Below are 25,201 nucleotides of genomic sequence, written 5' to 3' on the forward strand. Positions count from 1 at the left end.
CCGGGGCGCGAAGCGGCCCTCTCCATTCTTCCAGCCACACCCTATTGCCCAGTTTTGCGACTGCTCCGCAGCCGAACGGGAGCAAGCTCCCTCGCCACAAAACCACGCACCATTCCCTCTAGCAAAACCCTCACCCGCTCTGCCAGGCGCACTTGAGAAACAATATCGTTTATCATTGTTTCAAGTTTTTGCAATGCGCCAGTGAGGAACCCTGCGAATGATGCTTCGAAATACCCTGCGCCGCGGCCTGACCATCACCCTGCTCGGCCTGACACTCGCCACGCCCCTCACCCAAGCCGCCGACCCGGTCTCCCTGACACTCTATAACGGTCAACATAAGGAAGTCGGCGACGCCGTCGCCAAAGCCTTCGAAGCCAAGACCGGGATTCACGTCAATGTGCGCAAGGGCAGCAGCAACCAGCTCGCCAGCCAGATCGTCGAAGAAGGCGATCGCTCTCCCGCCGACGTGATCTACACCGAAGAATCGCCACCACTGAACAAGCTCGGCGAACAAGGCCTGCTGGCGAAAGCCGATACCGCCACGCTTGAAGTCCTGCCCAAGGACTACGTTGCCGGCAACGGCACCTGGATCGGCATCACCGCGCGGGTCCGGGTCGTCGCCTTCAACCCCAAACTGATCGACGAAAAAGACCTGCCCAAGTCAGTGATGGAGTTCTCCGAGCCGAAATGGCAAGGCAAGGTCGGCTTCGTACCTTCCAGCGGCGCCTTCCAGGAACAGGCCGTGGCGATTATCAAGGTCCACGGGATGGACGCTGCCGAAGAATGGCTGACCGGCCTGCGCGCGTTCGGCAAAACCTACAGCAACAACATGGTTGCACTGAAAGCCGTGGAAAATGGCGAAGTCGCCACCGTGCTAGTGAACAACTATTACTGGTTTGCCTTGCAGCGTGAAAAAGGCCAGCTCGATTCGAAACTGCATTACTTCACCGGTGGCGACGTCGGCGGACTGATCACCGTGTCCAGCGCTGCCGTACTGAAATCCAGCAAACATCCAAAAGAAGCCCAGCAATTGCTCGCTTACATGGCCAGCGAAGAAGGTCAGCGCGTGATCACCCAGACCACCGCCGAATACCCGCTGCACAAGGGCATGGCATCGGATCGCGGCCTCAAGCCGTTCAGTGAACTGCAAGCGCCGAACGTCACCCCAGCCGACCTCGGCAACGCCGAAGAAGCCCTGGACCTGGAACGTGATGTTGGCTTGAACTGATGAGCGCCTCGTTATCCGCCCCCGACGCGCGCAGGAGCTACACGCCACGGCGCAAGCGGCCATCGATCTGGCTACTGCTACCGGTTCTGCTGCTGGTGGTACTCAGCCTGTTGCCGCTGGCCTATGTCGGTCTCAAAACCTGGCAAGCCGGCTGGGCCGAGGCACTGCATCTGTTGTGGCGGCCCTACGTGTTTGGCCTGCTGCGCAATACTCTGGCGCTGATGCTGGGTGTCACATTGGCCTGCGGTGTAATTGGCTTGTCACTCGCCTGGCTGCTGGAACGCAGCAATCTGCCGGGACGGCGGTTATGGGGTGTGATCCTGTGTCTGCCGTTCGCGGTGCCGGCATTTGTCAGCAGCTTCACCTGGGTGTCCCTGAGTGCTCACTTCGAAGGGCTGGGTGGGGCGATTCTGGTGATGACCCTGTCCAAGTACCCGCTGATCTTTCTGCCGGTCGCGGCAACGCTGCGCAATCTCGACCCCTCTCTTGAAGAGTCTGCCCGGACCCTGGGGCAGAATCGTTGGGGTGTATTCTTCAAAATCACCCTGCCCCTGCTCTGGCCGTCACTGCTGGCCGGCTCGCTGCTGATTGCGCTGCACATGCTGGTGGAGTTCGGCGCACTGTCGATCATCGGCCTGCAAACCTTTACCACGGCGATCTATCAGCAGTTCGAACTGGAATTCAGCAACGCCAACGCGGCGATGCTTTCTGCGGTGTTGCTAGCGCTGTGCCTGGTGCTGCTATGGCTTGAGTTGCGAGTGCGCGGCAAAGGCCGACACGTACGCACCGGCCAGGGCGCTGCGCGGCATGCGGAGCTGGTTCGGCTGGGGCCGTGGGCGACAGCCGGGCAGCTTTACTGCTTGCTGCTGGCGATCATCGGCAGCGGCATCCCACTGGGAATGCTGGCGTACTGGCTGATGGTGGGTTCATCGGCAGCGTTCCCGGTGGCCGCCATCAGCGAAGCATTGCTGTCATCGCTGGCGCTGTCGCTCGGTGGAGCAGCGTTGTGCCTGGTGCTGGCAGTACCGGTGGGGTTGCTGGTGGTGCGCCATAAAGGCCGACTGGCAATCTGGGCCGAGCGCTTGCCGTATCTGCTGCATGCACTGCCAGGATTGGTGATTGCACTGACCCTGGTGTATTTCGCCCTGCATTATGTGCCAGTGCTGTACCAGACCTCGGCGCTGCTGCTGATTGCCTATGCGCTGTTGTTTCTGCCACTGGCGCAGGCACCGATTCGCACCGCGCTGAACAAGGCCGCGCCGCAACTGGAAGAGGCAGCGCGCACACTGGGGGCGTCGTCCTTCAGCGCGTTTTGTCGGGTGACGTTGCCCATCATCTTTCCCGCCCTGGGCGCAGCGTTTGCGCTGGTGTTTCTGGATGCGATGAAGGAACTGACGGCGACGCTGCTGCTGAGCCCCACCGGGCTCAATACATTGGCGACGGAAGTCTGGGCGCACACCGCGAATGTGGAGTTTGCGGCGGCGGCGCCTTATGCGGCGTTGTTGATTGTGGTGTCGGGGTTGCCGGTTTATCTACTAACGACTCGGATGTATTTGAGTCGCTGAGATCGCTATCGCGGGCAAGCCCGCTCCCACAGTGTCTTCTGTTACGCACAAAATTGTGAGTTCACAGAAGTACCTGTGGGAGCGGGCTTGCCCGCGATGGCGTCCGCACAAACAATACAAAACTTAAGCCCTGAACTGCCCCAGGCTCGCCTTCAACTGCGCCGCCAACCCATCCAGCACCTTGCCACTGGCCGTGGTCTCCACTACCGCCTGAGCTGCTTTCTCAGCTTGAGCATGAATGGTCTCAACCCGCCCACGCACCGCCTGCGCACCTTGCGCCTGATGCGCCGCGGCCTGGGTCGCCAAACCGATCGCCGCATGCACCTGCTCGACCGACGCCTGCACCGACTGCTGCAGCCGCGCACTGTCGCGCAACACCAACAAACCCTCACTGGCCTGACGCCCAGCCTGCCCGATTGCCGCAACGGCCTCGCGCGCACCCTGCTGCAGCGCAACGATGTGCGCCTGAATGTCACCAGTGGAGCTCTGCGTCTTGCTCGCCAGCGCCCGCACCTCGTCCGCCACCACGGCAAACCCGCGACCGGTCTCGCCGGCACGCGCAGCCTCGATGGCCGCGTTCAGTGCCAGCAAGTTGGTTTGTTCGGCGATCCCGTGAATTACCGTCAGCACCACTTCAATCTGCTCGCTCTGCTGCGCCAGCCGCTCAATGACTTTCGCGCCGGTGTCGACTTGTCCGGCCAATGCCTCGATCAAGCTGCCGACTTTCGCCGAAGTCCGGGTGTTCTCATCCGTGGCCTGACGAATGTCCACCACCTGCCGCAAAGCGGCCTGCATGGCATGGCTTTCAGACTGGGCCTCGTCAGCCATTTGCGACAATGCACGCAAGCTTTCGGCCACTTCATCGCGCTGCATGCCAGCCGCTGCATCGGCACCGGCATTGCGCAGGGTCATGGCGCCGATTTCCACGCCGGTACGCTGGGCCACATCGCCCGCCTCACGCACGATCGGCTGCAATTTATCCACAAAGCGATTGACCGCCGAGGCCATGTCGCCGATCTCATCCTGACTGTTGATCTGTACGCGTTTGGTCAGGTCACCCTCACCCGCGGCCAGGTCATCCATCGCGACAATAAGCATTTTCAGGCGATTGACCACTCGACGCCCCAGTACCACAGCCAGCAACAGCAGCACACCGAAACCCACCACCGCCAGGCCCATGCCGATGCGCCAACGCAAAGCCCCCGCGGCTTCCTGCACAGCGCCCGTGGTGTTGGCTTTCATTTCAGAAGCGGTGGACTGCGCCGACTGCAGACGCCCGCGCATCGCCGTTGCGCTGTCGGCGGCTGCGCCTTTGAGGCTGTCACCCACCAATTGATCGCTGCTGGCGATCAGCGCCGAGAAGCGCTTGTCCAGCGCCGCCAGATCGGTTTCCACGGAGGCGGTGGAGACACCCATCACGACCTTGCCGATTTCCACTCCATTGGGGTTGATCGAGGCTTCGAGGTAGTAGACCGACGGATCGCTCTTCGCTGCATCCAGCACCTTGTCCAGCGCCCGCTCGCCCTGGCCTTTCTCCAGAAGCGCCTTGTTGATCGGGTTCTCCCGGTTGAGGTAGCGCGTCAGGTGCTGGCCCGTGGCGTCGTCATAGACCACGAACAGCACGTTGGGATTGCGCTGGGCGCGGCGAGCGAATTCAGACAGGGTGGGAATGTCGCTGTCCCACATGGCGCGGGGTGCGACCGAGGCCAGAAGTTGCGCCATGTCGTTGGCCGATTCCTTCAGATCCTTCTCCAGCGTCGCACGCAGTTGAGCCTGCTCGCCCTTCAGGCGCGAAGACAGCCCGGCGGTCAGGCGCTGACGGGTACTGCTGGACAGGTTATCCAGGCTCGACGTGACTTCACGCCCGGCTTGCTCAAGCTCACCGGAGAGCTTTTGGCTATCGGCGCTCAGGCGCACGCCCAAATCAGTTTCCAGTGCTGTCACTGTGCTCCGGGTCAGAGCAACAGCCACCAGCACTTGCACCAGAAGGGCGATACCAAGGGTAACGAACACAGGCCGCAGGAGACGGCTTTGTAACAATGAGAGAACGGCCGACACGAGAAATCCCTCCGCTTGGGCGCCACTAAATTAGTGGCACACCAGAAGGCGATAATCACAGCAAAGGTCATGCCGTGCGACAGGCATAAACGACAAAGGCCCCGATCAAGGGGCCTTTGCGTTTTACATCAACAACTTATTAAGCAAACGGGTGACGCAGAACGATGGTTTCGTTGCGGTCCGGGCCCGTCGAAATAATGTCGATCGGCGCGCCGACCAACTCTTCGATGCGCTTGATGTAGTTGCGTGCGGCTTGAGGCAGCTCTTCCAGGGTCTTGGCACCCAGGGTCGACTCGCTCCAACCCGGCATCTGCTCGTACACCGGCTCCAGGCCGATGTAGCTGTCGGCGTCGGTCGGTGCGTCGATCACGGCACCATCCTGGTTCTGGTAGCCCACGCAGATGTTGATGGTTTCCAGGCCGTCCAATACGTCCAGCTTGGTCAGGCACAGGCCCGAAATGCTGTTCACATCGATGGCGCGACGCAGGATCACGGCATCGAACCAGCCGCAACGACGAGCACGACCGGTGGTGGCACCGAACTCGTGACCACGCTTGGCCAGGAACGCACCGACGTCGTCGAACAGCTCAGTCGGGAACGGACCGGAACCGACGCGCGTGGTGTAGGCCTTGGTGATGCCGAGGATGTAGTCCAGGAACATCGGGCCAACACCCGAACCGGTGGCGATGCCGCCAGCGGTGGTGTTGGAGCTGGTGACGTACGGATAGGTACCGTGGTCGATGTCCAGCAGGGAGCCTTGGGCGCCTTCGAACATGATGTCCTTGCCGGCGCGACGCAGATTGTGCAGCTCTGCGGTGACGTCGAGCATCATCGGCTTGAGCAGCTCGGCGTATTCCATGCACTCGTCGAGTGTTTTCTGGAAGTCGATCGCTGGCTCTTTGTAGTAATTGACCAGTACGAAGTTGTGGTAATCCAGCAACTCGCCCAGCTTGGCGGCGAAACGCTCACGGTGGAACAGGTCACCGATGCGCAGACCGCGGCGGGCAACCTTGTCTTCGTAAGCCGGGCCGATGCCGCGACCGGTGGTGCCGATCTTCAGCTCGCCACGGGCCTTTTCACGGGCCTGGTCCAGCGCTACGTGGTAGGACAGGATCAGCGGGCAGGACGGGCTGATACGCAGGCGCTCACGCACCGGAACGCCTTTCTCTTCCAGCTTGTTGATTTCCCGCAGCAGGGCATCAGGTGCAACCACCACGCCGTTACCGATCAGGCACTGCACGCCTTCGCGCAGCACGCCAGACGGGATCAGGTGCAAGACGGTTTTTTCGCCGTCGATCACCAGGGTGTGACCAGCGTTGTGGCCACCTTGGTAGCGCACTACGGCGGCAGCATGTTCGGTCAGCAGATCAACGATCTTGCCTTTGCCCTCATCACCCCATTGGGTGCCCAGGACTACGACATTCTTACCCATAACACTTGTCCTCATTCGCGCAAACTTGGTGCCGGCGGCGGCCGGCAGGAAAACTCAAGAAGCCAGTGGCGATACTTGCCAAAGCCCGTTCTGCTGAATCAATTGCCGGTCGCAGTCCGCTTCACGGGCGGCGGCCAAAGGTTGCCCAGGCAATGCCTGAACAACACGCTGACCCTCACTGCGCAACTGGCAAACCTGCTGCCAGAGTGCTGCATCCGTACTGTCAGGCATCCAGATACCGCCAGACGGTAACTCGATCTCAGCACGCCCCAGGGTCACCAGGGTTTTCAAATCGGTAGAGAAACCCGTCGCCGGACGGGCGCGACCGAAGTCGGCGCCGATGTCGTCGTAACGACCGCCCTGAGCGATGGACTGGCCAACACCCGGTACGAACACAGCGAACACCACACCGGTGTGGTAGTGGTAGCCGCGCAACTCGCCCAGGTCGAAGTACAACGGCAACTCCGGGAAACGTGTGGACAGGCGCTCGGCGATGGCCAGCAAGTCGTCCAGCGCCGCCAGAACAGGCGCCGGCGCATTGGCCAGACGCTCGCGGGCAGCACTCAACACTTCACGACCGCCACACAGGTCAACCAGCGCCCGCAGCATGCCCGACAAATCGGCAGGCAGGCCTTCGGTCAAGGTAATGACCTCATCGATGGCTTTACGTTGCAATGCATCGAACAACTGTTGCTCGACTTCGCCGGACAAACCGGCGGCACGGGCCAGGCCACGGTAGATGCCGACATGACCGAGGTCCATGTGCACATCCGGCACATCGGCCAGTTGCAGCATGGCCAGCATCAGACTGATGACCTCTACGTCGCTGCTCGGACTGGCATCGCCGTACAACTCGGCGCCCAGTTGAATCGGGCTGCGCGAGGACGACAACGCACGTGGCTGAGCATGCAGCACGCTACCGGCATAGCACAAACGGCTCGGGCCTTCGCGACGCAGGGTGTGCGCATCAATGCGCGCCACTTGCGGCGTGATGTCGGCACGGAAACCCATCTGCCGGCCCGACTGCGGGTCAATGACCTTGAAGGTGCGCAGATCAAGGTCCTGGCCTGCGCCGGTCAGCAGGGATTCCAGGTACTCGATATGGGGAGTCACGACAAACTCGTAACCCCAGCTCTGGAACAGATCCAACACCTGGCGACGCGCAACTTCAATGCGCGCAGCCTCCGGTGGCAGTACTTCTTCGATGCCATCTGGCAGCAGCCAGCGGTCTACCGTTGCCATTACGCCATTCCCCTATGATCCGGGCAGCAAGCCTTTGGGCAAGCCTTGAGTGAAGCAGAAAATGATTGGCTCATGCGTATAAACCACGCGCATGAACAACGGGGCGAAAAGCCTGAAACCGGCTTCGCCAACCACTTTCCTCGAAAAACCTGTCGAGTCATTCAACTCGGGCGCCTGCATAAAAACAGCAATCAAACGTGCAGACGCAAAAAAGCCGGGAATTTCCCGGCTGCCGCATCATACACACGTTTTCCCAAAGGATCACCCCGCCCGAGGCTTTAGCCGCCAGGCGGGGGATGATTCAGGTCAACGTCGTATCAAGGCTTGGCTTTTTCCAGGTAGCGGAAGAAGTCACTGCTCGGGTCCAGGACCATGACGTCGGATTTGTTCGCGAAGCTTTCACGGTAGGCGCGCAGGCTACGGTAGAACGCGTAGAACTCCTGATCCTGGCCGTATGCCTTGGAGTAGATCGCAGCCGCCTGGGCGTCACCGTCACCGCGAACCTCTTCGGATTCACGATAGGCTTCAGCCAGCAGCACGCGGCGCTGACGGTCGGCGTCGGCACGGATGCCTTCGGCCAGCTCGTTACCCTTGGCGCGGTGCTCGCGAGCTTCACGCTCACGCTCGGTGCTCATACGCTCGAACACGCTGCGGTTCACTTCCTTCGGCAGGTCGATGGCTTTGACCCGGACATCGACAACTTCAATGCCCAGCTCTTTCTCTGCCATCTTGTTCAGCGAAGCGGTGATGTCCGCCATAAGCGCATCACGCTCACCGGACACCACTTCGTGCAGGGTGCGCTTACCGAACTGGTCACGCAGGCCCGACTCCAGACGACGGGACAGACGCTCGTCGGCAATCTGCTTGAGGCCGGAAGTCGCGGTGTAGAAGCGCTCGGCATCTTTCACGCGCCACTTGGCGTAGGCATCGACCATCACGGCTTTCTTTTCCAGCGTCAGGAAGCGCTGTGTCGGTGCGTCCAGCGTCATCAGGCGCGCGTCAAATATGCGCACCTTGTTAACGTAAGGCACTTTCACATGCAGGCCTGGCTGAACATCGGCCTGGACCACGCGACCGAACTGCAGCAACACCGCGCGCTCGGTCTGAGCCACGATGTAGAAGCAGTTCCAGGCAACGATCGCCACGACGACGCCGACAATAAGGGCGATCAGCGATTTATTGCTCATCAGCGACTCTCCCTGGTACGTGCTTGCTGTTGCTGCAGATCGGCTGCCGAACGCACATTCACTTCATTGCTGCTGGCTGCTGCGCCGGTCACCGGAGTACTGGTGCGGCGACCATCCTCGACCATCTTGTCCAGCGGCAGGTACAGCAGATTGCTCTGGCCATTCTTGTTGCCGGTCACGAGAACCTTGCTGGTGTTGCTGAAGATTTCCTGCATGGTGTCCAGGTACAGACGCTGACGGGTAACTTCAGGCGCCTTGCGGTACTCGGCCACCAGCTTGGTGAAGCGGTCAGCCTCACCCTTGGCGCGGGAGACGGTCTCGTCGCGGTAACCATTGGCATCCTCGAGGATGCGCTGGGCCTGACCACGGGCTTCCGGCACGACACCGTTGGCGTAGGTTTCAGCCTGGTTACGCGAACGCTGCTCGTCTTCACGGGCGCGGATCACGTCATCGAAAGCTTCCTGGACTTCACGCGGTGCGGCTGCGCTCTGTACGTTGACCTGGGTGACGGTGATACCAGTACGATAGGTATCGAGGAAACGTTGCAGACGTTCCTTGATTTCGCTGGCCATCAATTCACGACCTTCGGTCAGCACCTGGTCCATGGCGGTGGAACCCACCACGTGACGCAAGGCACTGTCGGTCGCATGCTGCAGGCTGGTTTCCGGCTGATCGACGTTCAGCACGAAGTCCTGCAGGTTGCTGATCTTGTACTGCACGGTCAGCGGCACTTCGACGATGTTTTCGTCTTCAGTCAGCATTTGACCCTGCTTGGTATAGGCACGCTCACGCGTGACGTTTTCCAGGTACTTGCGATCGATCGGCGGGAAATAGATGTTCAGGCCCGGGCCGACGGTTTCATAGTATTTGCCGAAGCGCAGCACTACGGCCTGCTCCTGCTCGTCGACCACGTAGACAGCGCTGTACAGCCACACGGCTGCCAGCACGGTCAGACCGATGCCGAGCAGGCCGCCAAAGCCGCCACTCTTGCCCGGACCACCGCCCTCGTCACCGCGTTTCTTGCCACCACCGAACAACCCGTTCAGGCTTTCCTGCAGCTTTCGGAAGGCCTCGTCGAGATCCGGTGGTCCCTTGCGGTCGCCGTTATTGCGGCGCTTGCCACCCCAAGGATCCTGATTATTCGAGTTGCCACCCGGCTCATTCCAAGCCATAGCGCTCTCCATCTGATAAAGCAAAGACGCACCCACGGCGCGCCGACCAATGCTACAGAATGCCTGTCACCGCGGCACAACCGCTTTCTCAGGCTTTTATTGCAAAGTGTGTTGCTCGATGAATTCCATCGGTTGCAGACCTTCACGGCTCACGAGTCGATTCAATTCGATCCGTGGCAAGCGAACGGCCAGCAGGCTGATGCCTTCTTCGTCGTGTTCTTCTTTTTGCACCGCACCGAGTTCGAAAAACTGCGCACGCAGTCGAGCAAAACGTTGCGGCAAGCGCAAGGTGCCAACAAACAAATCGCTGCCCAACAGTTCCGCCACTGCCTGCTTGAGCAGGTCCAGGCCGGTACCGTCCTTGGCCGACAACCAGACCCGCTGCGGCTTGCCATCGGCATCGCGCTGGATCTGCGGCTCAACCCCCTCGAGCAAATCGAGTTTGTTGTATACCTCAAGGATCGGCAAGTCTTGTGCCCCGATCTCCCCGAGCACCACCATGACCTGTTCGATCTGGGCCATACGATCAGGCTCGTGCGCATCGATCACGTGCAGCAGCAGGTCGGAGTTGCTCGACTCTTCGAGCGTAGCCCGAAATGCCTCGACCAGCTTGTGCGGCAGGTGACGAATGAAACCCACGGTGTCGGCCAGAACGATCGGCCCGAGGTCATCGAGCTCGAGTCGGCGCAAGGTCGGGTCGAGGGTCGCAAATAGCTGGTTGGCGGCGAAGACGTCGGAATCGGTGACCGAATTGAACAGCGTCGATTTGCCGGCGTTGGTATAACCCACCAGTGAAACCGTCGGAATGTCAGCACGTTTGCGCCCGCGACGAGACTGCTCGCGCTGGCTGCGGACCTTTTCCAGGCGCCCCTTGATCTGTCGCAGACGAATCCGCAACAGGCGCCGGTCGGTTTCCAGCTGAGTTTCACCCGGCCCGCGCAGACCGATACCACCCTTCTGCCGCTCAAGGTGAGTCCAGCCGCGAACCAGTCGCGTACTCATGTACTCAAGCTGGGCCAGTTCGACCTGGAGCTTGCCTTCATGGGTGCGAGCGCGTTGGGCGAAGATATCGAGAATCAGACCCGTGCGATCGATCACGCGACACTCGAAAATACGTTCGAGGTTACGTTCCTGACTGGGCGTGAGGATGTGATTGAAAATCACCAGATCGACCTGTTCGGCTTTGACCAGGTCGCGTAACTCTTCGACCTTGCCGCTGCTGATCAGGGTTTTGGCGGTTGGCCGATGACGCGGCACGTTGAAAAACGCGACGGTCTCGGCACCAGCCGAAATTGCCAACTCCTGAAACTCCTGCGGATCTTCGCGCGCCTCAGGGTCCTGACCATCCAAGTGAACGAGAATTGCCCGTTCACCACCACCGTGGCGCTCAAAGAACAAAGGAGACTCCTATCAGGCGTTACCTGGCTCAGCGTCACCTGCTTCGGATTCGGTTGCGCTAGGCAGACGAATTGGACGAACTGGCACCACTGTAGAGATAGCGTGTTTGTAAACCATCTGGCTGACGGTGTTTTTCAGCAGGATAACGAACTGGTCGAAAGACTCGATCGTGCCTTGCAGTTTGATCCCGTTGACCAGGTAGATGGAAACCCCCACTTTCTCTTTACGTAAAGTATTCAAGTAAGGGTCTTGTAGCGAATGCCCTTTTGACATGTGCCGCACTCCTTTAAGGATTCAATATAAAAAATAGGTAAACAGATGGCTTGGGGCCGTCACACCCCCAAGGATAGACGGCAATTGCAAGGACTCAGCTCAATATGGAGATGGTCCCGAGGTATTTCAAGGCGCGCGGCAGATTGTCGCAATCGAGGCTGTCCAACCAGTGTAAATCAGCCCAACTGCGCAGCCAGGTGAACTGGCGCTTCGCCAATTGGCGCGTGGCAATGATTCCACGCTCCTGCATCTCGGCTTGCGTCAGCTTGCCATCCAGGTAATCCCAGACTTGTCGATAGCCTACAGCACGTATAGACGGTAACCCTGAATGCAGGTCACCTCTATCTCGCAGGGCTACGACCTCGTCTATGAATCCCTGTTCCAACATATTTGTGAATCTTTGTTTAATGCGCTCGTGCAGTACTTGGCGATTTGCCGGAGCGATGGCCAAGTTCGCGACAGTATAGGGCAATTGTTGCAGTCCCGAAGCGGCTGCTTCAGTACTTTGCGCAGATTGTCGCAAGCGTAGCTCAGTCATGCTCTGACCGCTGACGCGATAAACTTCCAGTGCACGACTGAGGCGCTGCGGATCGTTCGGGTGAATTCGCGCCGCGGATTGCGGATCAATCACCGCCAATTGATCGTGCAGGGCTTGCCAGCCAAGGCGTGCAGCCTCTTCTTCGATTTGCGCACGAACGTCCGCATCGGCCGCCGGCATGTCGGCCAGACCTTCGAGCAAAGCCTTGTAATAGAGCATTGTGCCGCCCACCAGCAGCGGAATATTGCCCCGCGCGGTGATCTCGCTCATGGCTTGCAACGCATCGCGACGGAAATCCGCGGCGGAATAACTCTCGGCCGGGTCGAGAATGTCGATCAGACGATGCGGGAATTCGGCCAGAATCTCTTTGGAGGGTTTGGCGGTGCCGATGTCCATACCGCGATAAACCAGCGCCGAATCGACACTGATCAGCTCGCAAGGCAGGACCTTGGTGAGTTCGATGGCCAGGTCGGTCTTGCCGGCGGCCGTCGGCCCCATCAGGAAAATCGCGGGAGGGAACTGGCTCATCAACGACCGCGCAAGAACAGTTTGTCCAGATCGTCCAGGCCCAGTTGGGTCCAGGTCGGTCGGCCATGGTTGCATTGACCGCTGCGTTCAGTGTTTTCCATGTCCCGCAGCAGGCCGTTCATTTCCGGCAAGGCCAGGCGCCGATTCGCGCGAATCGCGCCGTGGCAGGCCATGGTGCCGAGCAGTTCGTTCAGGTGCGCCTGAATCCGGTCGCTGGTGCCGTATTCCATTAAATCCGCCAGCACATCGCTGACCAGTCGGTTGGCCTCGGCCTGTTTCAGCAACGCGGGGATTTGCCGGATGGCCAGGGTTTCCGGGCCAAGGCGCTGCAATTCAAAGCCCAGGCGCTGGAACCAGGCAACGTTTTCTTCGGCGCAATCGGCTTCGCGCTGGCTGACCGCCAGGGATTCCGGCACCAGCAATGGTTGGCCGCTCAACCCCTCGCTGGCCATGGCGACTTTCAGGCGCTCGTACATGATCCGCTCATGGGCGGCATGCATGTCCACCAGCACCAGGCCTTGGGCGTTTTCCGAAAGAATGTAGATGCCCTTGAGCTGCGCCAATGCGTAGCCCAGCGGCGGAATGTCGTCCTGCCCGGCCGGCAGCGCGACCGCATTGGCCTCGGGCAACGGCGCGAAGAACTCGCGATAGGCTGCCTGCGCTTCGGCAACGGGCACGCCGGACTGAGGCCGCGGCGTGTATTGATACTGATAACCGGCACCGGCGCCAGAACCCGCCGAGGTATTGAAGGACGGCTGGGCCTGAGGTTGCTCCAGCAGCGCATTGGCCGCCAGACGCATCTCGCCCTGCGGCCCGAACTCGCCGGCTTCGATACCGGTCGGCCGGACCATGGCCGTCGCGACAGGCGCGGCCAACTGGTCTTCCGGACGCACATCGCCCAGGGCGCGGTGCAAGGTGCCGTAAAGGAAGTCGTGAACCATGCGCCCGTCACGGAAGCGCACTTCGTGCTTGGTCGGGTGCACATTGACGTCGACGCCCGCCGGATCGACTTCGAAAAACAGCACGAATGTCGGGTGCCTACCATTGAACAGTACATCGCGATAAGCCTGACGCACCGCGTGCGCCACCAGTTTGTCGCGCACGGCACGGCCATTCACGAAGAAATACTGCAAGTCCGCCTGGCTGCGGTTGAAGGTCGGCAACCCGACCCAGCCCCACAAATGCAGACCATTGCGCTCGATTTCGATCGGCAGCGCCTGCTCCAGAAAACCCGCCCCGCAGATCGCCGACACGCGCCGGGCGCGGGCCGCGTCATCATGGGCTTCGTGCAGACTGAGGATGGTTTTGCCGTTGTGGCGCAGATGGAACGCCACATCGAACCGCGCCAGCGCCAGACGCTTGATCACTTCTTGCAGGTGATCGAATTCGGTTTTTTCGGTCTTGAGAAACTTGCGACGCGCCGGGGTATTGAAGAACAAATCACGCACTTCCACCGAAGTGCCCACCGGATGGGCCGCCGGTTGCACGCGGGGCGCCATGTCCCGACCTTCGGTTTCCACCTGCCAGGCCTGATCGGCATCGCGAGTGCGGGAAGTCAGGGTCAGACGCGCCACGGAACTGATGGAGGCCAGCGCCTCACCGCGAAACCCCAGGCTCATGACCTGTTCGAGGTCTTCCAGGTTGCGAATCTTGCTGGTGGCGTGACGAGCCAGGGCGAGGGGCAGGTCATCGGCGGAAATGCCGCTGCCATCGTCGCGCACCCGCAGCAGCTTGACGCCGCCCTGCTCTACATCGACATCGATGCGCCTGGCGCCGGAGTCGAGGCTGTTTTCCAGCAACTCCTTGATCACCGAGGCCGGGCGTTCAACCACTTCACCGGCGGCAATCTGGTTCGCCAGCCGCGGGCTGAGTAACTCGATACGCGCCGTGTTGGTCAACACCTGATTCATTCTTTGGCCGCCAGTTCTGTGCCGGGAATGGTCAACGTCTGACCAATCCTCAGCTCGTCACTTTGCAAGTTGTTGGCACTGCGCAAGGTGGCCGCAGACACCTGATAACGCACGGCGATCATCGCCAAGGTTTCACCGGGGCTCACGCGATGATCACGCGGGCCTTGGGCGATCTTGCCGGAATCGCGCAGCCAGGCAATGTAAGTGCCCGGCGGCGGGTTCTGCTGGAAGAACTGCCGCACGCCGCTGCTGATGGAGCGTGCCAGTGCCTGCTGGTGGCTCGATGCCGCGAGTTTCGAGGCTTCGTTGGCGTTGGAGATGAACCCGGTTTCCACCAAAATCGACGGGATGTCCGGCGACTTCAGCACCATGAACCCGGCTTGCTCCACGCGCTGTTTGTGCAGCGGCGTGACGCGACCGATGTTGCTCAAGACTTTCTGGCCAACGTTCAGGCTGGAAGTCAGGGAAGCGGTCATCGACAGGTCGAGCAGCACGCCGGCGAGCATCCGGTCCTTGTCGTCGAGGCTGACGTTGCCGGCACCGCCGATCAAGTCGGAACGGTTTTCGCTGTCGGCCAGCCAACGGGCGGTCTCCGACGTTGCGCCGCGGTCGGACAGGGCAAACACCGACGCACCGAACGCGGCCGCTGAAGGCGCGGCGTCGGCGTGGATCGAAACGAACAGATCGGCGCCCTTCTTGCGGGCGATTTCGGTACGGCCGCGCAATGGAATGAAGTAGTCGCCGGTACGCGTCAGTTCGGCGCGGAAACCTTTCATGCCATTGACCTGACGCTGCAGTTCACGGGCGATAGCCAGCACCACGTCTTTTTCACGCTGGCCGCGAGAGCCCGAGGCGCCAGGGTCTTCGCCACCGTGGCCGGCATCGATCACCACAATAATGTCGCGTTTGCCAGCCGGAGCGGGCGGCAGCTTGATCGAAGGCTCGGACGGCGTGACGGGCACTGCGGGCACCGTGGCCACAGACGGCGTTGGCGCAGGCGTTGGTGCGGCGTCAGCCGCGTTGTCGAACAGGTCGACCACCAGACGATTGCCGTACTGGGCGTTCGGCGCCAGGGTGAAGCTTTTTGGCGTGACGGCTTTTTTCAGGTCGATGACTACCCGCAAATCGGTCGGCGTACGCTGAGCCGAACGCATTGCCGTGATCGGTGTGTTGGCAGTGGAGACGTTCAATGGCGAGCCGAGCGTCGCCCCATTGATGTCGATCACCAGCCGATCCGGTGCAGTCAGGGTGAAGACGCTGTGCTGGACAGGCCCCGTCAGGTCGAACACCAGTCGCGTGTTGTCCGGCGCCCGCCACAGGCGAACACTGTTGACCTTCGTCTCGGCCACAGCGTCGACGGTCACCGCCAAAAACAATACCCCTACGGCAGCAACCAACGCGCGAAAGCGCATACCTAACCCCATCATCTATTTGGATTCCAATGCCAAAACGGCACACCACGACTCGCCACGCGAGCCCTGTGGCAAAATTTTCAGCGAGCGTCCGCTGTCATGGGGGCTAATGGTAATGGTCAGGTCGGGCTTTGGCAAAAAGCCTGCACCCTTCTGGGGCCATTCGATCAGGCACAGTGCGTCGTCTTCGAAATAGTCGCGAATGCCGAGGTACTCCAGCTCCTCGGGGTCGACCAATCGATACAGGTCGAAATGGAAGGCGCGGATGGCGCCGATCTCGTAGGGCTCGACCAGGGTGAAGGTCGGACTTTTTACCGCGCCGGTATGCCCCAGGCCACGGATGATGCCCCGGGACAGCGTGGTTTTCCCCGCGCCCAAATCCCCCTCAAGAAAAATCAGACCGTGCCCTTCGGTGGTTTTGGCGATACGTGCGCCAAAATCGCTCATGGCCTGCTCATCGGCCAGGTACAGGGTTACTTCAGACACGGTGCTTGCTCCTCCAACAACTGACGAATGGCTGGAATCAGATCACTGGCCGCCAGCCCGCGGCCGATTTTACCTTGTTGCTCGCCGGCATTGGCGTGCAGCCAGACCGCCAGGCAGGCCGCGTCATACGCGTGCATGCCCTGAGCGAGCAAGGCACCCACCAGACCGGCCAGCACATCACCCAAACCTGCGCTGGCCATGGCCGGATGGCCCTGATGGCACAGCGCCAGACGCCCATCGGGGCTGGCGATCAGACTGCCAGCGCCCTTGAGCACCACCACCGCTGTGTATTTTTTGCTCAACGCATGGGCCGCGGCCGGGCGGTCAGCCTGTACGGCGGCTGTCGATATCCCCAGCAATCGTGCCGCTTCGCCCGGATGCGGCGTGATGACACTACCTGCGGGCAAGCTCACGCCACCTTCGGCCAACAGGTTCAACGCATCGGCATCCCAGACTTGTGGCTGCGACGCATTGGCCGCGGCCGACAACAGACTGCGTCCCCAGGCGGCCTGCCCCAGCCCCGGACCGACGACCAGCACCGTGGCTTTCTCCAGTAGGCCCATCAGTTGATTGGCCGACGACGTGCCGAGCACCATGGCTTCCGGCAAACGCGCAAGCGCGGCCGGAACATGCTCGCGGCGCGTGGCCACGGACACCATGCCGGCACCGCTGCGCAGGGCACTTTGTGCACTGAGCAGGATGGCGCCGCCAAAACCGCGATCACCGCCAACGAGCAATACGTGACCAAATTTGCCTTTGTGGGCAGTTGGAGCGCGGCCGGTCAGACGCGGCACATTACCGGCCGTCAGGCGACGAGCACTGATCTGGGCCCCGATAAATGTCTCGGGGGCGACGTGCAGATCGTTGAATACCAAATCGCCCACCACATCCGCCGCGTCACCGGTGAACAACCCCACCTTCAAACCGATGAACGTCACCGTCAGATCAGCTTGAACCGCAGTGCCGAGCCGGCGCCCCGTATCGGCGCACAACCCCGAGGGGATATCCACCGCCACAACCGGTAGCCCGCTGGCATTGATTGCGGCGATGACACTGGCGTACGGCTCGCGAACTTCACCCGTCAAGCCGGTGCCGAGCAAGGCATCCAGCACAATGCCACGTAATTCGGAGTGCGGGCTCCAGCCTTGAATGGCCACGCCTTCGGCCACCGCCTCGGCATGCGCCGACGCGGCATCACCCTGTAAACGCCCAGGGTCGCCGGCGGCCAACACCCGCACATGCCAGCCGGCACGTCGGGCCAGCACGGCCACCAGGTAACCGTCGCCCGCGTTATTGCCGTGACCAGCCACCACGCTCAATTCGTGCCCGGCCGGCCAATGGCGGACCAGCGCACGCCAGGTCGCCCGCGCCGCACGCTGCATCAATTCGAAGCCCGGTGTACCGGCCGCGATCAGGCTCGCATCGAACCCTCGGACTTGCGCGGCGCTATACAGTGCGTCGGGTAATTCATCTTTAGTGTGCGGCATGCGTCTTCAGGCTCCGATGTCTGGCAGAATTATACGCATCTCAGCTCCGGTTTCTCTCGCCTCATGCCCGCTATTACCACAGACCTGCCCGCTCTCGCACAATCCATCAAGGACTGGGGCCGCGAGCTGGGCTTTCAGCAAGTCGGCATCAGCGGCCTCGACCTGGCCGAGCATGAGCAGCACCTGGAGCGCTGGCTCGCCGCCGGCTACCACGGCGAAATGGATTACATGGGCGCCCACGGCAGCAAACGCTCACACCCGGAAGAACTGGTGCCGGGCACCCTGCGCGTGGTTTCCCTGCGCATGGACTACCTGCCGGGCGACACGCACATGGCACAACAGCTCGCCCAACCGGAAAAAGCTTACGTCTCGCGTTATGCCTTGGGCCGCGATTACCACAAGTTGATCCGCAAACGCGTGCAACAACTGGCGGAAAAAATCCAGGCAGTGATCGGCCCGTTCGGCTACCGCGCCTTTGTCGACAGCGCCCCGGTGCTGGAAAAGGCCATCGCCGAACAGGCTGGCCTGGGCTGGATCGGCAAAAACACGCTGGTCTTGAATCGCAAGGCCGGCAGTTACTTCTTCCTCAGCGAACTGTTCGTCGACCTGCCACTGCCAGTGGACCCGCCCCACGCCAGCGAACACTGCGGTCGCTGCACAGCGTGCCTGGACATTTGCCCGACCAATGCCTTCGTCGGTCCCTATGTGCTGGACGCCCGTCGCTGTATTTCGTACCTGACCATCGAACTGAAAAGCGCGATCCCTGAAGATTTAAGACCGCTGATCGGTAATCGCGTGTTCGGTTGCGATGACTGCCAGATCGTCTGCCCATGGAACCGCTTCGCGCGACCTTCCGGGGAAAGCGATTTCAAGCCACGGCACAACCTGGACAACGCCGAACTGGCCGAACTGTTCATGTGGGACGAAGCAAAATTCCTCAGCAGCACCGAAGGTTCGCCGTTACGTCGGGCCGGCTACGAGCGCTGGTTGCGCAATCTGGCGGTCGGCCTGGGCAATGCGCCGTCGAGCATTCCGGTGCTGGAGGCACTGAAGGCCCGGCGGGACTATCCGTCGGAACTGGTGCGCGAGCATGTCGAATGGGCCCTGAAACAACACGGACTTATGTAGCCGCTGCCGAAGGCTGCGTTCGAGGCCGCAGGACTCGCGACGGATCTGAACATCTACGACTGCTTCGGCAGCGGCTACAGGGACTGCGTGTAAATCAGGCTTCGTCGTTATAAACGAACTTGGGCATTTCCCAGTGGAAACGGATCGCCAGCAAGCGCAGCAGGAAGCCGCCGAACAGGGTGATCAGGATCGCCTGCTCACCCGGCAATTGCAGGTAGACGCAAAATAAATAGCACCATGCCGCGGCAAACGAGACGCTGGCGTAGAGCTCGCGGCGGAAGATCAGCGGGATATCGTTGCAGAAGATGTCCCGCAGGATGCCGCCAAACACCCCGGTGATCACGCCACTGACCGAGGCCACCAGCATGCCGTGACCCATTTCCAGAGCGGTCATGCAGCCGATCAGGGTGAACGCCACCAGGCCCACGGCGTCGAGCACCAGAAACAGCGAGCGCAGATGGCGCATCCAACGGGCGATGAAGATCGTCAGCATCGCCGCGACGGAGGTCAGCACCAGGTATTCCGGGTGCTTGACCCAGGTCAGCGGGTAATGTCCGAGCAACACGTCGCGCACCGAACCGCCGCCCAGCGCCGTGACGCACGCAATCAGCACCACGCCAAACCAGTCCATGCCGCGACGCCCCGCAGACAGGGCGCCAGTCATGGCTTCAGCGGTAATGGCGATCAGGTAGAGCATCAGCAACATGGTGGCGGTCCTTACAAGAAGGCGCGCAGTCTACTCACTTCACTGAAGCACCAAAAGAGCGCACCCAAGAACTTTCACCTCGCACGATCACAGGGTGACTGGGCGGACGCTATCGCGGGCAAGCCCGCTCCCACAGGGTCGGCGAGCAACCTTGTGGGAGCGGGCTTGCCCGCGATGAGGCCAGTGCAGGCCCCGCGGAATCAGAACTTGATGAAATTCTTGCGGTAGTGCTGCAGCTCGGCGATCGATTCGCGGATGTCGTCCAGGGCCAGGTGGGTGCTGCCCTTTTTGAAGCTGTCGCGTACGTCCGGTGCCCAGCGCGCGGCCAACTCTTTGAGGGTCGACACGTCGAGGTTGCGGTAGTGGAAGTAGCTTTCCAGCGACTTCATGTGGGTATAAAGGAAGCGACGGTCCTGGCAGATGCTGTTGCCACAAATCGGCGACTTGCCCTTCGGCACCCATTTCTCCAGGAAGGCGATGGTCTGGGCTTCCGCTTCGGCCATGCTGATGCGACTGTCGCGAACCCGTTGGGTCAGCCCGGAGCCGCCGTGCTGACGGGTATTCCACTCGTCCATGCCGGCGAGGATCTCGTCGCTGTGATGGATGGCGATCACCGGGCCTTCGGCCAGAGTGTTCAAATCACTGTCGGTAACAATAGTGGCCATCTCGATGATAACGTCGGTATCAGGATTCAGACCGGTCATTTCCAGGTCGATCCAGATCAGATTCTGCGGATTTTGCATTGTGTCGGCTCCTAGGCAATGGTGCGCAGTTTAGCTTAGGCCGGCGGCCGGGCGTGCTAAACTCGCGGCCGTTTTACCTAATCGCTGCATTCTTCATACGGAACACCCATGGCCAAACGCCAACTCAATCGTCGTCAAAACTGGCGCATCGAAAAGATTCAGGGCGAGCGCGCTGCCCGCGCCGCCAAACGCGAGTCCTCGGCTGTCGAGGCACTCGAAGGGGGCGACCTGGGTCCGGAACAGACGGGCCTGGTGATCGCGCACTTCGGTGTCCAGGTCGAAGTCGAGGCCCTCGATGGCGAATTGGCCGGCCAGGTATTCCGCTGCCACTTGCGCGCCAACCTGCCGGCGCTGGTGACCGGCGATCAGGTCGTGTGGCGTGCCGGCAACCAAGGCATCGGCGTGATCGTGGCGCAACTGCCGCGCAAAACCGAGCTCTGCCGTCCGGACAGCCGTGGCCAGCTCAAACCGGTGGCGGCCAACGTCGACATGATCGTCATCGTCTTCGCCCCGCTGCCCGAGCCTCACGCCAACCTGATCGACCGTTATCTGGTGGCCGCCGAACACGCAGGTATCCGGCCGTTGCTGCTGCTGAACAAATTCGACCTGATCGACGAACAGAACGCCCCGGCACTGAATGCCTTGCTGGCGGTTTACCGCACGCTGGGTTATCCGGTGCTGGAAGTGTCGGCGCACCACGGCAACGGCATGGAGCAACTTCAAAAGCTATTGGATGGGCACATCAGTGTGTTCGTCGGACAGTCCGGCGTCGGCAAGTCGTCGCTGGTCAACAGCTTGCTGCCGGAAGTCGAAACCCGCGTCGGCCCGCTGTCCGAGCTATCGGGCCAGGGCACCCACACCACCACCACCGCGCGGTTGTTCCACTTCCCCGGCGGCGGTGAATTGATCGACTCCCCGGGTATTCGGGAATTCGGCCTGGGCCACGTCAGCCGCGCCGACGTCGAAGCCGGCTTTATCGAGTTCAACGACCTGCTCGGTACCTGCCGCTTCCGCGACTGCAAACACGACCGCGAGCCGGGCTGCGCCTTGCTCAAGGCCCTGGAAGACGGCCGCGTGCAGCAGCAACGGATGAACAGCTATCGCTCGATCATCGCCAGCTTGCCTGAAAACAGCTATTAAACAGACGCGCCAGCCGCCCCGACATTAATGGGACGGCTGGTCGGCAGGATGGGGGACGCCGTCATTCACCGGGACTTCGGCGACGTCGAATCTGTGGGGAGTGGGTCGGATCATCCTTGGCCCAACTGTTGGAAGGTGCGACTGCCCAAGCCAGGGCCAAGACCGCAGTCAAATATTTTATCAAGACAAACTCCAGTAGTTTGCGCGGTCGGTTTGATAGTTCACACCTGGCTCATTGAAATAGCAGACAAAAAAGCCGCGATGATCGCGGCTTTTTTTTGACCTCAGGAAACCGCTGCCGGCGGTTTCGGTTCGACTTTCTTCAGCTCAGGCTTCTGAAACGGGTACAAGTGCTGGCGCAGAATACCGCCTGGCAAGTCCTTGCCAAAAACCCCGTAGCGCGTCGGCCACTCCTTGGGTGGCAACTTGAAGGTGCCGAACAGCATATCCACCAGCGGCGTATGGATCGCATAGTTCTTGTAGATGTAATCCTTGTGCCGGGCATGATGCCAATGGTGATAGCGCGGCAGGACCATCACATAATTCAGCCAGCCGCCGTTGATCCGCACATTGGCGTGGGCCAGCACGGCCTGTATGCCGACCAGAATCACGTAGGCGTTCAACGCCTGGGGCGCAAAACCCAGCAGCATCAAAGGCACCAGCACGCCGGTGCGAGTCAGCAGAATCTCGATGAAGTGAACACGCGAACCGGCGAGCCAATCCATATGCGTGCTTGAGTGATGCACGGCATGGACGCGCCATAACCACGGTACGACGTGATACAGCCGATGCAGCCAGTACTGACCGAGATCCGCCACCAGCACCGCCAGAAAAAACTGCACAACGATCGGCAAGCTTTGTACGCGGGCCTGCAAGTCCGTCGACACCGCCCAACCGGCCACATAGCTCGACGAGGCGGTGATGAAAATCAGGATGAACTGCACCAGCATATGACTGACGAAAAAGTAGGTCAGGTCAGTTCGCCAGTGTGGACGCAGAATGTTTTGCTCGGGGTCCTTGGAATAGAGTTTTTCCAGAGGGATAAAGACGATGGCCGACACCAGCAGAGCCAGGACGAACCAGTCCAGCCCCAGCGAATACGGCGTCTGTCCTATCGAGCTGATCTGCACATTGGTACCGCCGAGAAACACCGCCAGACCCGAGGCGACAAGTCCGGTGATCCCCAGGCGCTTGCGCTTGTTGAGCAGGATATTCAGGGTGCCCAGGCTGAAAGACAGTACCAGCCCGAGCAATAGCGTGGTGCGCGCAAACTGTTCGTCGTACACCTTGCGCAGTTCGGCGGTGGTCAGCCATTCGGGAAAGAGAAAGCAGAATACCGCCAGCAGGCTCAATAGCCCGAGTGTGGCCGAGATGTAGCCACTGACCCGCCCCTCACCAAACTTGAAGGGTGCGTTGCCATGTTGCTGAAAATAGGACTTGAGTCTTTCCATTACTGATCTTCCGTGATTCCGAAAACAAACTTGCAGTGAGTCGAGTCATTGCGACGCTGCAGTGACGCAGCCAGAAACAGAAAAGCCACTCATGGTGGCTTTTCCGCAGGTTATTGCTTGGGCGGTACAGCGGGTTTGGGCGGCTCGCCCGGCTTCGGCGCCGGATTATCAAACAGATTCAAACGCTCACGAAGCTCGTGTGCCGGCAGCGGTTCTTTATCCGCCGGCAATGCGTTCGGATCGGCTGGAGGCGCATGCACTTCGCCCGGGCCGCCCTGCCCTTGCGTCGGCACTGGCGCCGGCTCGGCACCTTGTTCGCCTTCAATGGCCCGCTGGGCTTTTTTGGTCAGCACCACGATGTCGATGCGGCGGTTGACCGGATTGAACGGGTTCTCCCTGTCAAACAGCGCCGAGGAGGCATAACCGACGACTCGTGCGACCTGAGCGTCCGGATAACTGCCGGCGACCAATGCACGGCGAGCCGCGTTGGCGCGGTTGGCCGAGAGTTCCCAGTTGCCGAAATCGCCGGTGCCCGAGTACGGCTTGGCATCAGTGTGGCCGCTGATGCTGATCTTGTTCGGCACCGCTTTGATGGTGTCGGCCATGGCCAGCAGGATGTCTTCGAAATACGGTTTCAGACGCGCACTGCCGGAGTCGAACATCGGGCGGTTTTCAGCGTCCATAATCTGGATGCGCAAACCGTCCTGGGTAATCTCGAAGAGGATCTGGTCCTTGAATTTCTGCAACTGCGGATTTTCATCAACCTTGTTCTGCAACTCTTGCAGCAACAGCTCCAGGCGTTCCTTCTCGACCTGCTCGGCCATGCCTTCGACCTGTTCGGAGTCGATCGTCACCTTGTCCGGCTGAGGCTGGGACTTGACCTCGGGGTTGAGGGTGCTCTCCGGCGCCAGGGTCGGCGTACCGCCCAGATCGATGATGTACGGCGTGCCGCTTTCGGAAAAACCGACCGGGTCCTTGAAGTAACCGGCGATGGCGATCTTCTGTTCCGGCGTTGCCGTGGACAACAGCCACAGCACCAGGAAGAACGCCATCATCGCCGTCGCGAAGTCCGCGAAGGCGATTTTCCAGGCGCCCCCGTGATGCCCTCCGGCGATGCGCTTGACGCGCTTGATGATTATCGGCTGGTTATTTTCCATGACTTAACGACCGCGAACCGCTTGTTCCAGCTCAGCGAAGCTAGGACGGTGCGCCGGGTACAGAACCTTGCGACCGAACTCCACCGCCAGCGACGGCGGCATGCCGGAAGCCGAAGCCACCAGCGAAGCCTTGATGGCTTCGTAGGTGTTCAGTTCTTCCTTGGCATCGTGAGCCAGGGAGTGGGCCAGCGGACCGAAGAAACCGTAAGCCGCGAGAATACCGAAGAAGGTACCCACCAGTGCCGCACCCACGTGCAAACCGATGGATTTCTGATCGCCTTCACCAAGGGAGGCCATGGTCACCACGATACCCAATACCGCCGCAACGATACCGAAACCAGGCATGGCATCGGCGATGCCGTTCACCGCGTGGGACGGGTGCTCGAGGTCTTCCTTGAGGCTGTAGAGTTCCATGTCGAACAGGCCTTCCAGCTCATGAGGAGCCATGTTGCCGGAGGACATGATGCGCAGGTAATCGCAGATGAACGCGGTCATGCGTTCGTCTTTGAGCACCGCCGGGTACTTGGCGAAGATTGGGCTCGCGGCGGCATCTTCGATGTCGCCCTCGATCGCCATCATGCCTTCGCGACGGCTCTTGTTGAGGATCTCGTAAATCAGGCCCAGCACTTCAAGGTAGAAGGTATGGTTGAAACGTGAACTGAACATGCCCAAGGATTTCTTGAGCACATGCATCGTCATGTAACCAGGGTTGGCCTGCAGAAATGCGCCAAGAGCCGCCCCCCCGATAATCATCACCTCGAAAGGCTGGATGAGAGCGGCAATCTTGCCGTGGGAAAGCACGTATCCGCCGAGCACGCTCGCGAATACGACGATGATGCCGATAATTTTAGCCATAGGTAGGAGAGCACTTACTGAGTCGGGTTCAAGGTCATATTCGGAAGTTAAAAAATCTCTTCTTCTACTTATCGGCAAAACTGCGCCAGACTATAGCCAGTTAAG

The 25,201-nt window shown here is 60.6% G+C and carries 21 protein-coding genes; 4 read left to right on the forward strand and 17 right to left on the reverse strand.

Annotated features, from left to right (window positions below; translation table 11 throughout):
- Window positions 1–217 precede the first annotated feature (217 nt).
- Window positions 218–1,228: an extracellular solute-binding protein gene (locus J3D54_RS05560; protein ID WP_253417027.1), complete on the forward strand. Its 1,011-nt coding sequence runs from the start codon at window positions 218–220 to the stop codon at window positions 1,226–1,228.
- Complete coding sequence (locus tag J3D54_RS05565) at window positions 1,228–2,793, forward strand: iron ABC transporter permease (protein WP_253417028.1); 1,566 nt, start codon at window positions 1,228–1,230, stop codon at window positions 2,791–2,793. Before J3D54_RS05560 ends, J3D54_RS05565 begins: the two co-directional genes overlap by 1 nt.
- Before the next feature lie 123 nt (window positions 2,794–2,916).
- Here J3D54_RS05565 and J3D54_RS05570 read toward each other — a convergent pair whose 3' ends face one another.
- From J3D54_RS05570 to J3D54_RS05625, 12 genes are all read right to left on the reverse strand, one after another.
- The gene (locus J3D54_RS05570) at window positions 2,917–4,851 is read right to left on the reverse strand and encodes a methyl-accepting chemotaxis protein (RefSeq protein WP_253417029.1); all 1,935 of its coding nucleotides are present in this window, start codon (window positions 4,849–4,851) and stop codon (window positions 2,917–2,919) included.
- Between the two features lie 139 nt (window positions 4,852–4,990).
- Window positions 4,991–6,283, reverse strand: coding sequence for an adenylosuccinate synthase (locus tag J3D54_RS05575; RefSeq protein WP_007939587.1), 1,293 nt, complete (start codon window positions 6,281–6,283; stop codon window positions 4,991–4,993).
- A 54-nt stretch (window positions 6,284–6,337) separates the two neighbouring features.
- Window positions 6,338–7,525, reverse strand: coding sequence for an ATP phosphoribosyltransferase regulatory subunit (locus tag J3D54_RS05580; protein ID WP_007939588.1), 1,188 nt, complete (start codon window positions 7,523–7,525; stop codon window positions 6,338–6,340).
- Window positions 7,526–7,842: 317 nt separating this feature from the next.
- Entirely contained in the window at window positions 7,843–8,712 is an 870-nt protein-coding gene (hflC, locus tag J3D54_RS05585) for a protease modulator HflC (RefSeq protein ID WP_007939589.1), read from the reverse strand.
- The gene (gene hflK / locus J3D54_RS05590) at window positions 8,712–9,884 is read right to left on the reverse strand and encodes an FtsH protease activity modulator HflK (RefSeq protein ID WP_253417030.1); all 1,173 of its coding nucleotides are present in this window, start codon (window positions 9,882–9,884) and stop codon (window positions 8,712–8,714) included. Before hflK ends, hflC begins: the two co-directional genes overlap by 1 nt.
- Before the next feature lie 96 nt (window positions 9,885–9,980).
- On the reverse strand, window positions 9,981–11,282 hold the full coding sequence (gene hflX, locus J3D54_RS05595; protein WP_253417031.1) for a ribosome rescue GTPase HflX: 1,302 nt from the start codon (window positions 11,280–11,282) through the stop codon (window positions 9,981–9,983).
- Between the two features lie 12 nt (window positions 11,283–11,294).
- The gene (gene hfq, locus J3D54_RS05600; protein WP_007902656.1) at window positions 11,295–11,555 is read right to left on the reverse strand and encodes an RNA chaperone Hfq; all 261 of its coding nucleotides are present in this window, start codon (window positions 11,553–11,555) and stop codon (window positions 11,295–11,297) included.
- Between the two features lie 94 nt (window positions 11,556–11,649).
- The gene (gene miaA / locus J3D54_RS05605) at window positions 11,650–12,621 is read right to left on the reverse strand and encodes a tRNA (adenosine(37)-N6)-dimethylallyltransferase MiaA (protein ID WP_253417032.1); all 972 of its coding nucleotides are present in this window, start codon (window positions 12,619–12,621) and stop codon (window positions 11,650–11,652) included.
- The gene (gene mutL, locus J3D54_RS05610; RefSeq protein ID WP_253426511.1) at window positions 12,621–14,519 is read right to left on the reverse strand and encodes a DNA mismatch repair endonuclease MutL; all 1,899 of its coding nucleotides are present in this window, start codon (window positions 14,517–14,519) and stop codon (window positions 12,621–12,623) included. Before mutL ends, miaA begins: the two co-directional genes overlap by 1 nt.
- 8 nt (window positions 14,520–14,527) lie before the next feature.
- Window positions 14,528–15,955 (reverse strand): N-acetylmuramoyl-L-alanine amidase, encoded by a 1,428-nt coding sequence (locus J3D54_RS05615; RefSeq protein WP_253426514.1) that lies wholly within the window; start codon window positions 15,953–15,955, stop codon window positions 14,528–14,530.
- 3 nt (window positions 15,956–15,958) lie between these two features.
- A complete protein-coding gene (tsaE, locus tag J3D54_RS05620; RefSeq protein WP_253417033.1) occupies window positions 15,959–16,429 on the reverse strand; it encodes a tRNA (adenosine(37)-N6)-threonylcarbamoyltransferase complex ATPase subunit type 1 TsaE in 471 nt (156 codons plus the stop codon).
- Window positions 16,417–17,916 carry an NAD(P)H-hydrate dehydratase gene (locus tag J3D54_RS05625; RefSeq protein ID WP_253417034.1) on the reverse strand — a complete coding sequence of 500 codons (1,500 nt, stop codon included), beginning with the start codon at window positions 17,914–17,916 and terminating at the stop codon, window positions 16,417–16,419. Before J3D54_RS05625 ends, tsaE begins: the two co-directional genes overlap by 13 nt.
- A gap of 63 nt (window positions 17,917–17,979) precedes the next feature.
- On the opposite strand from J3D54_RS05625, the gene queG reads away from it, so the two are divergent.
- A complete protein-coding gene (gene queG / locus J3D54_RS05630; RefSeq protein WP_253417035.1) occupies window positions 17,980–19,044 on the forward strand; it encodes a tRNA epoxyqueuosine(34) reductase QueG in 1,065 nt (354 codons plus the stop codon).
- Window positions 19,045–19,138: 94 nt separating this feature from the next.
- On the opposite strand, the gene J3D54_RS05635 is transcribed toward queG, so the two are convergent.
- Together J3D54_RS05635 and orn are read right to left on the reverse strand one after the other, a co-directional pair.
- A complete protein-coding gene (locus J3D54_RS05635) occupies window positions 19,139–19,750 on the reverse strand; it encodes a trimeric intracellular cation channel family protein (protein WP_253417036.1) in 612 nt (203 codons plus the stop codon).
- Between the two features lie 200 nt (window positions 19,751–19,950).
- Entirely contained in the window at window positions 19,951–20,493 is a 543-nt protein-coding gene (gene orn / locus J3D54_RS05640) for an oligoribonuclease (protein WP_253417037.1), read from the reverse strand.
- A gap of 108 nt (window positions 20,494–20,601) precedes the next feature.
- Between orn and rsgA the strand changes: the two genes are divergently transcribed.
- Window positions 20,602–21,633 (forward strand): small ribosomal subunit biogenesis GTPase RsgA, encoded by a 1,032-nt coding sequence (gene rsgA / locus J3D54_RS05645; RefSeq protein WP_018928510.1) that lies wholly within the window; start codon window positions 20,602–20,604, stop codon window positions 21,631–21,633.
- A gap of 284 nt (window positions 21,634–21,917) precedes the next feature.
- Here rsgA and J3D54_RS05650 read toward each other — a convergent pair whose 3' ends face one another.
- From J3D54_RS05650 to motA, 3 genes are all read right to left on the reverse strand, one after another.
- On the reverse strand, window positions 21,918–23,084 hold the full coding sequence (locus J3D54_RS05650) for a sterol desaturase family protein (RefSeq protein WP_253417038.1): 1,167 nt from the start codon (window positions 23,082–23,084) through the stop codon (window positions 21,918–21,920).
- A 110-nt stretch (window positions 23,085–23,194) separates the two neighbouring features.
- The gene (gene motB / locus J3D54_RS05655; protein ID WP_253417039.1) at window positions 23,195–24,241 is read right to left on the reverse strand and encodes a flagellar motor protein MotB; all 1,047 of its coding nucleotides are present in this window, start codon (window positions 24,239–24,241) and stop codon (window positions 23,195–23,197) included.
- 3 nt (window positions 24,242–24,244) lie between these two features.
- Entirely contained in the window at window positions 24,245–25,096 is an 852-nt protein-coding gene (motA, locus tag J3D54_RS05660; protein WP_253417040.1) for a flagellar motor stator protein MotA, read from the reverse strand.
- Window positions 25,097–25,201 lie beyond the last annotated feature (105 nt).

The organism is Pseudomonas sp. GGS8 (assembly GCF_024168645.1).
Lineage (GTDB): Bacteria > Pseudomonadota > Gammaproteobacteria > Pseudomonadales > Pseudomonadaceae > Aquipseudomonas.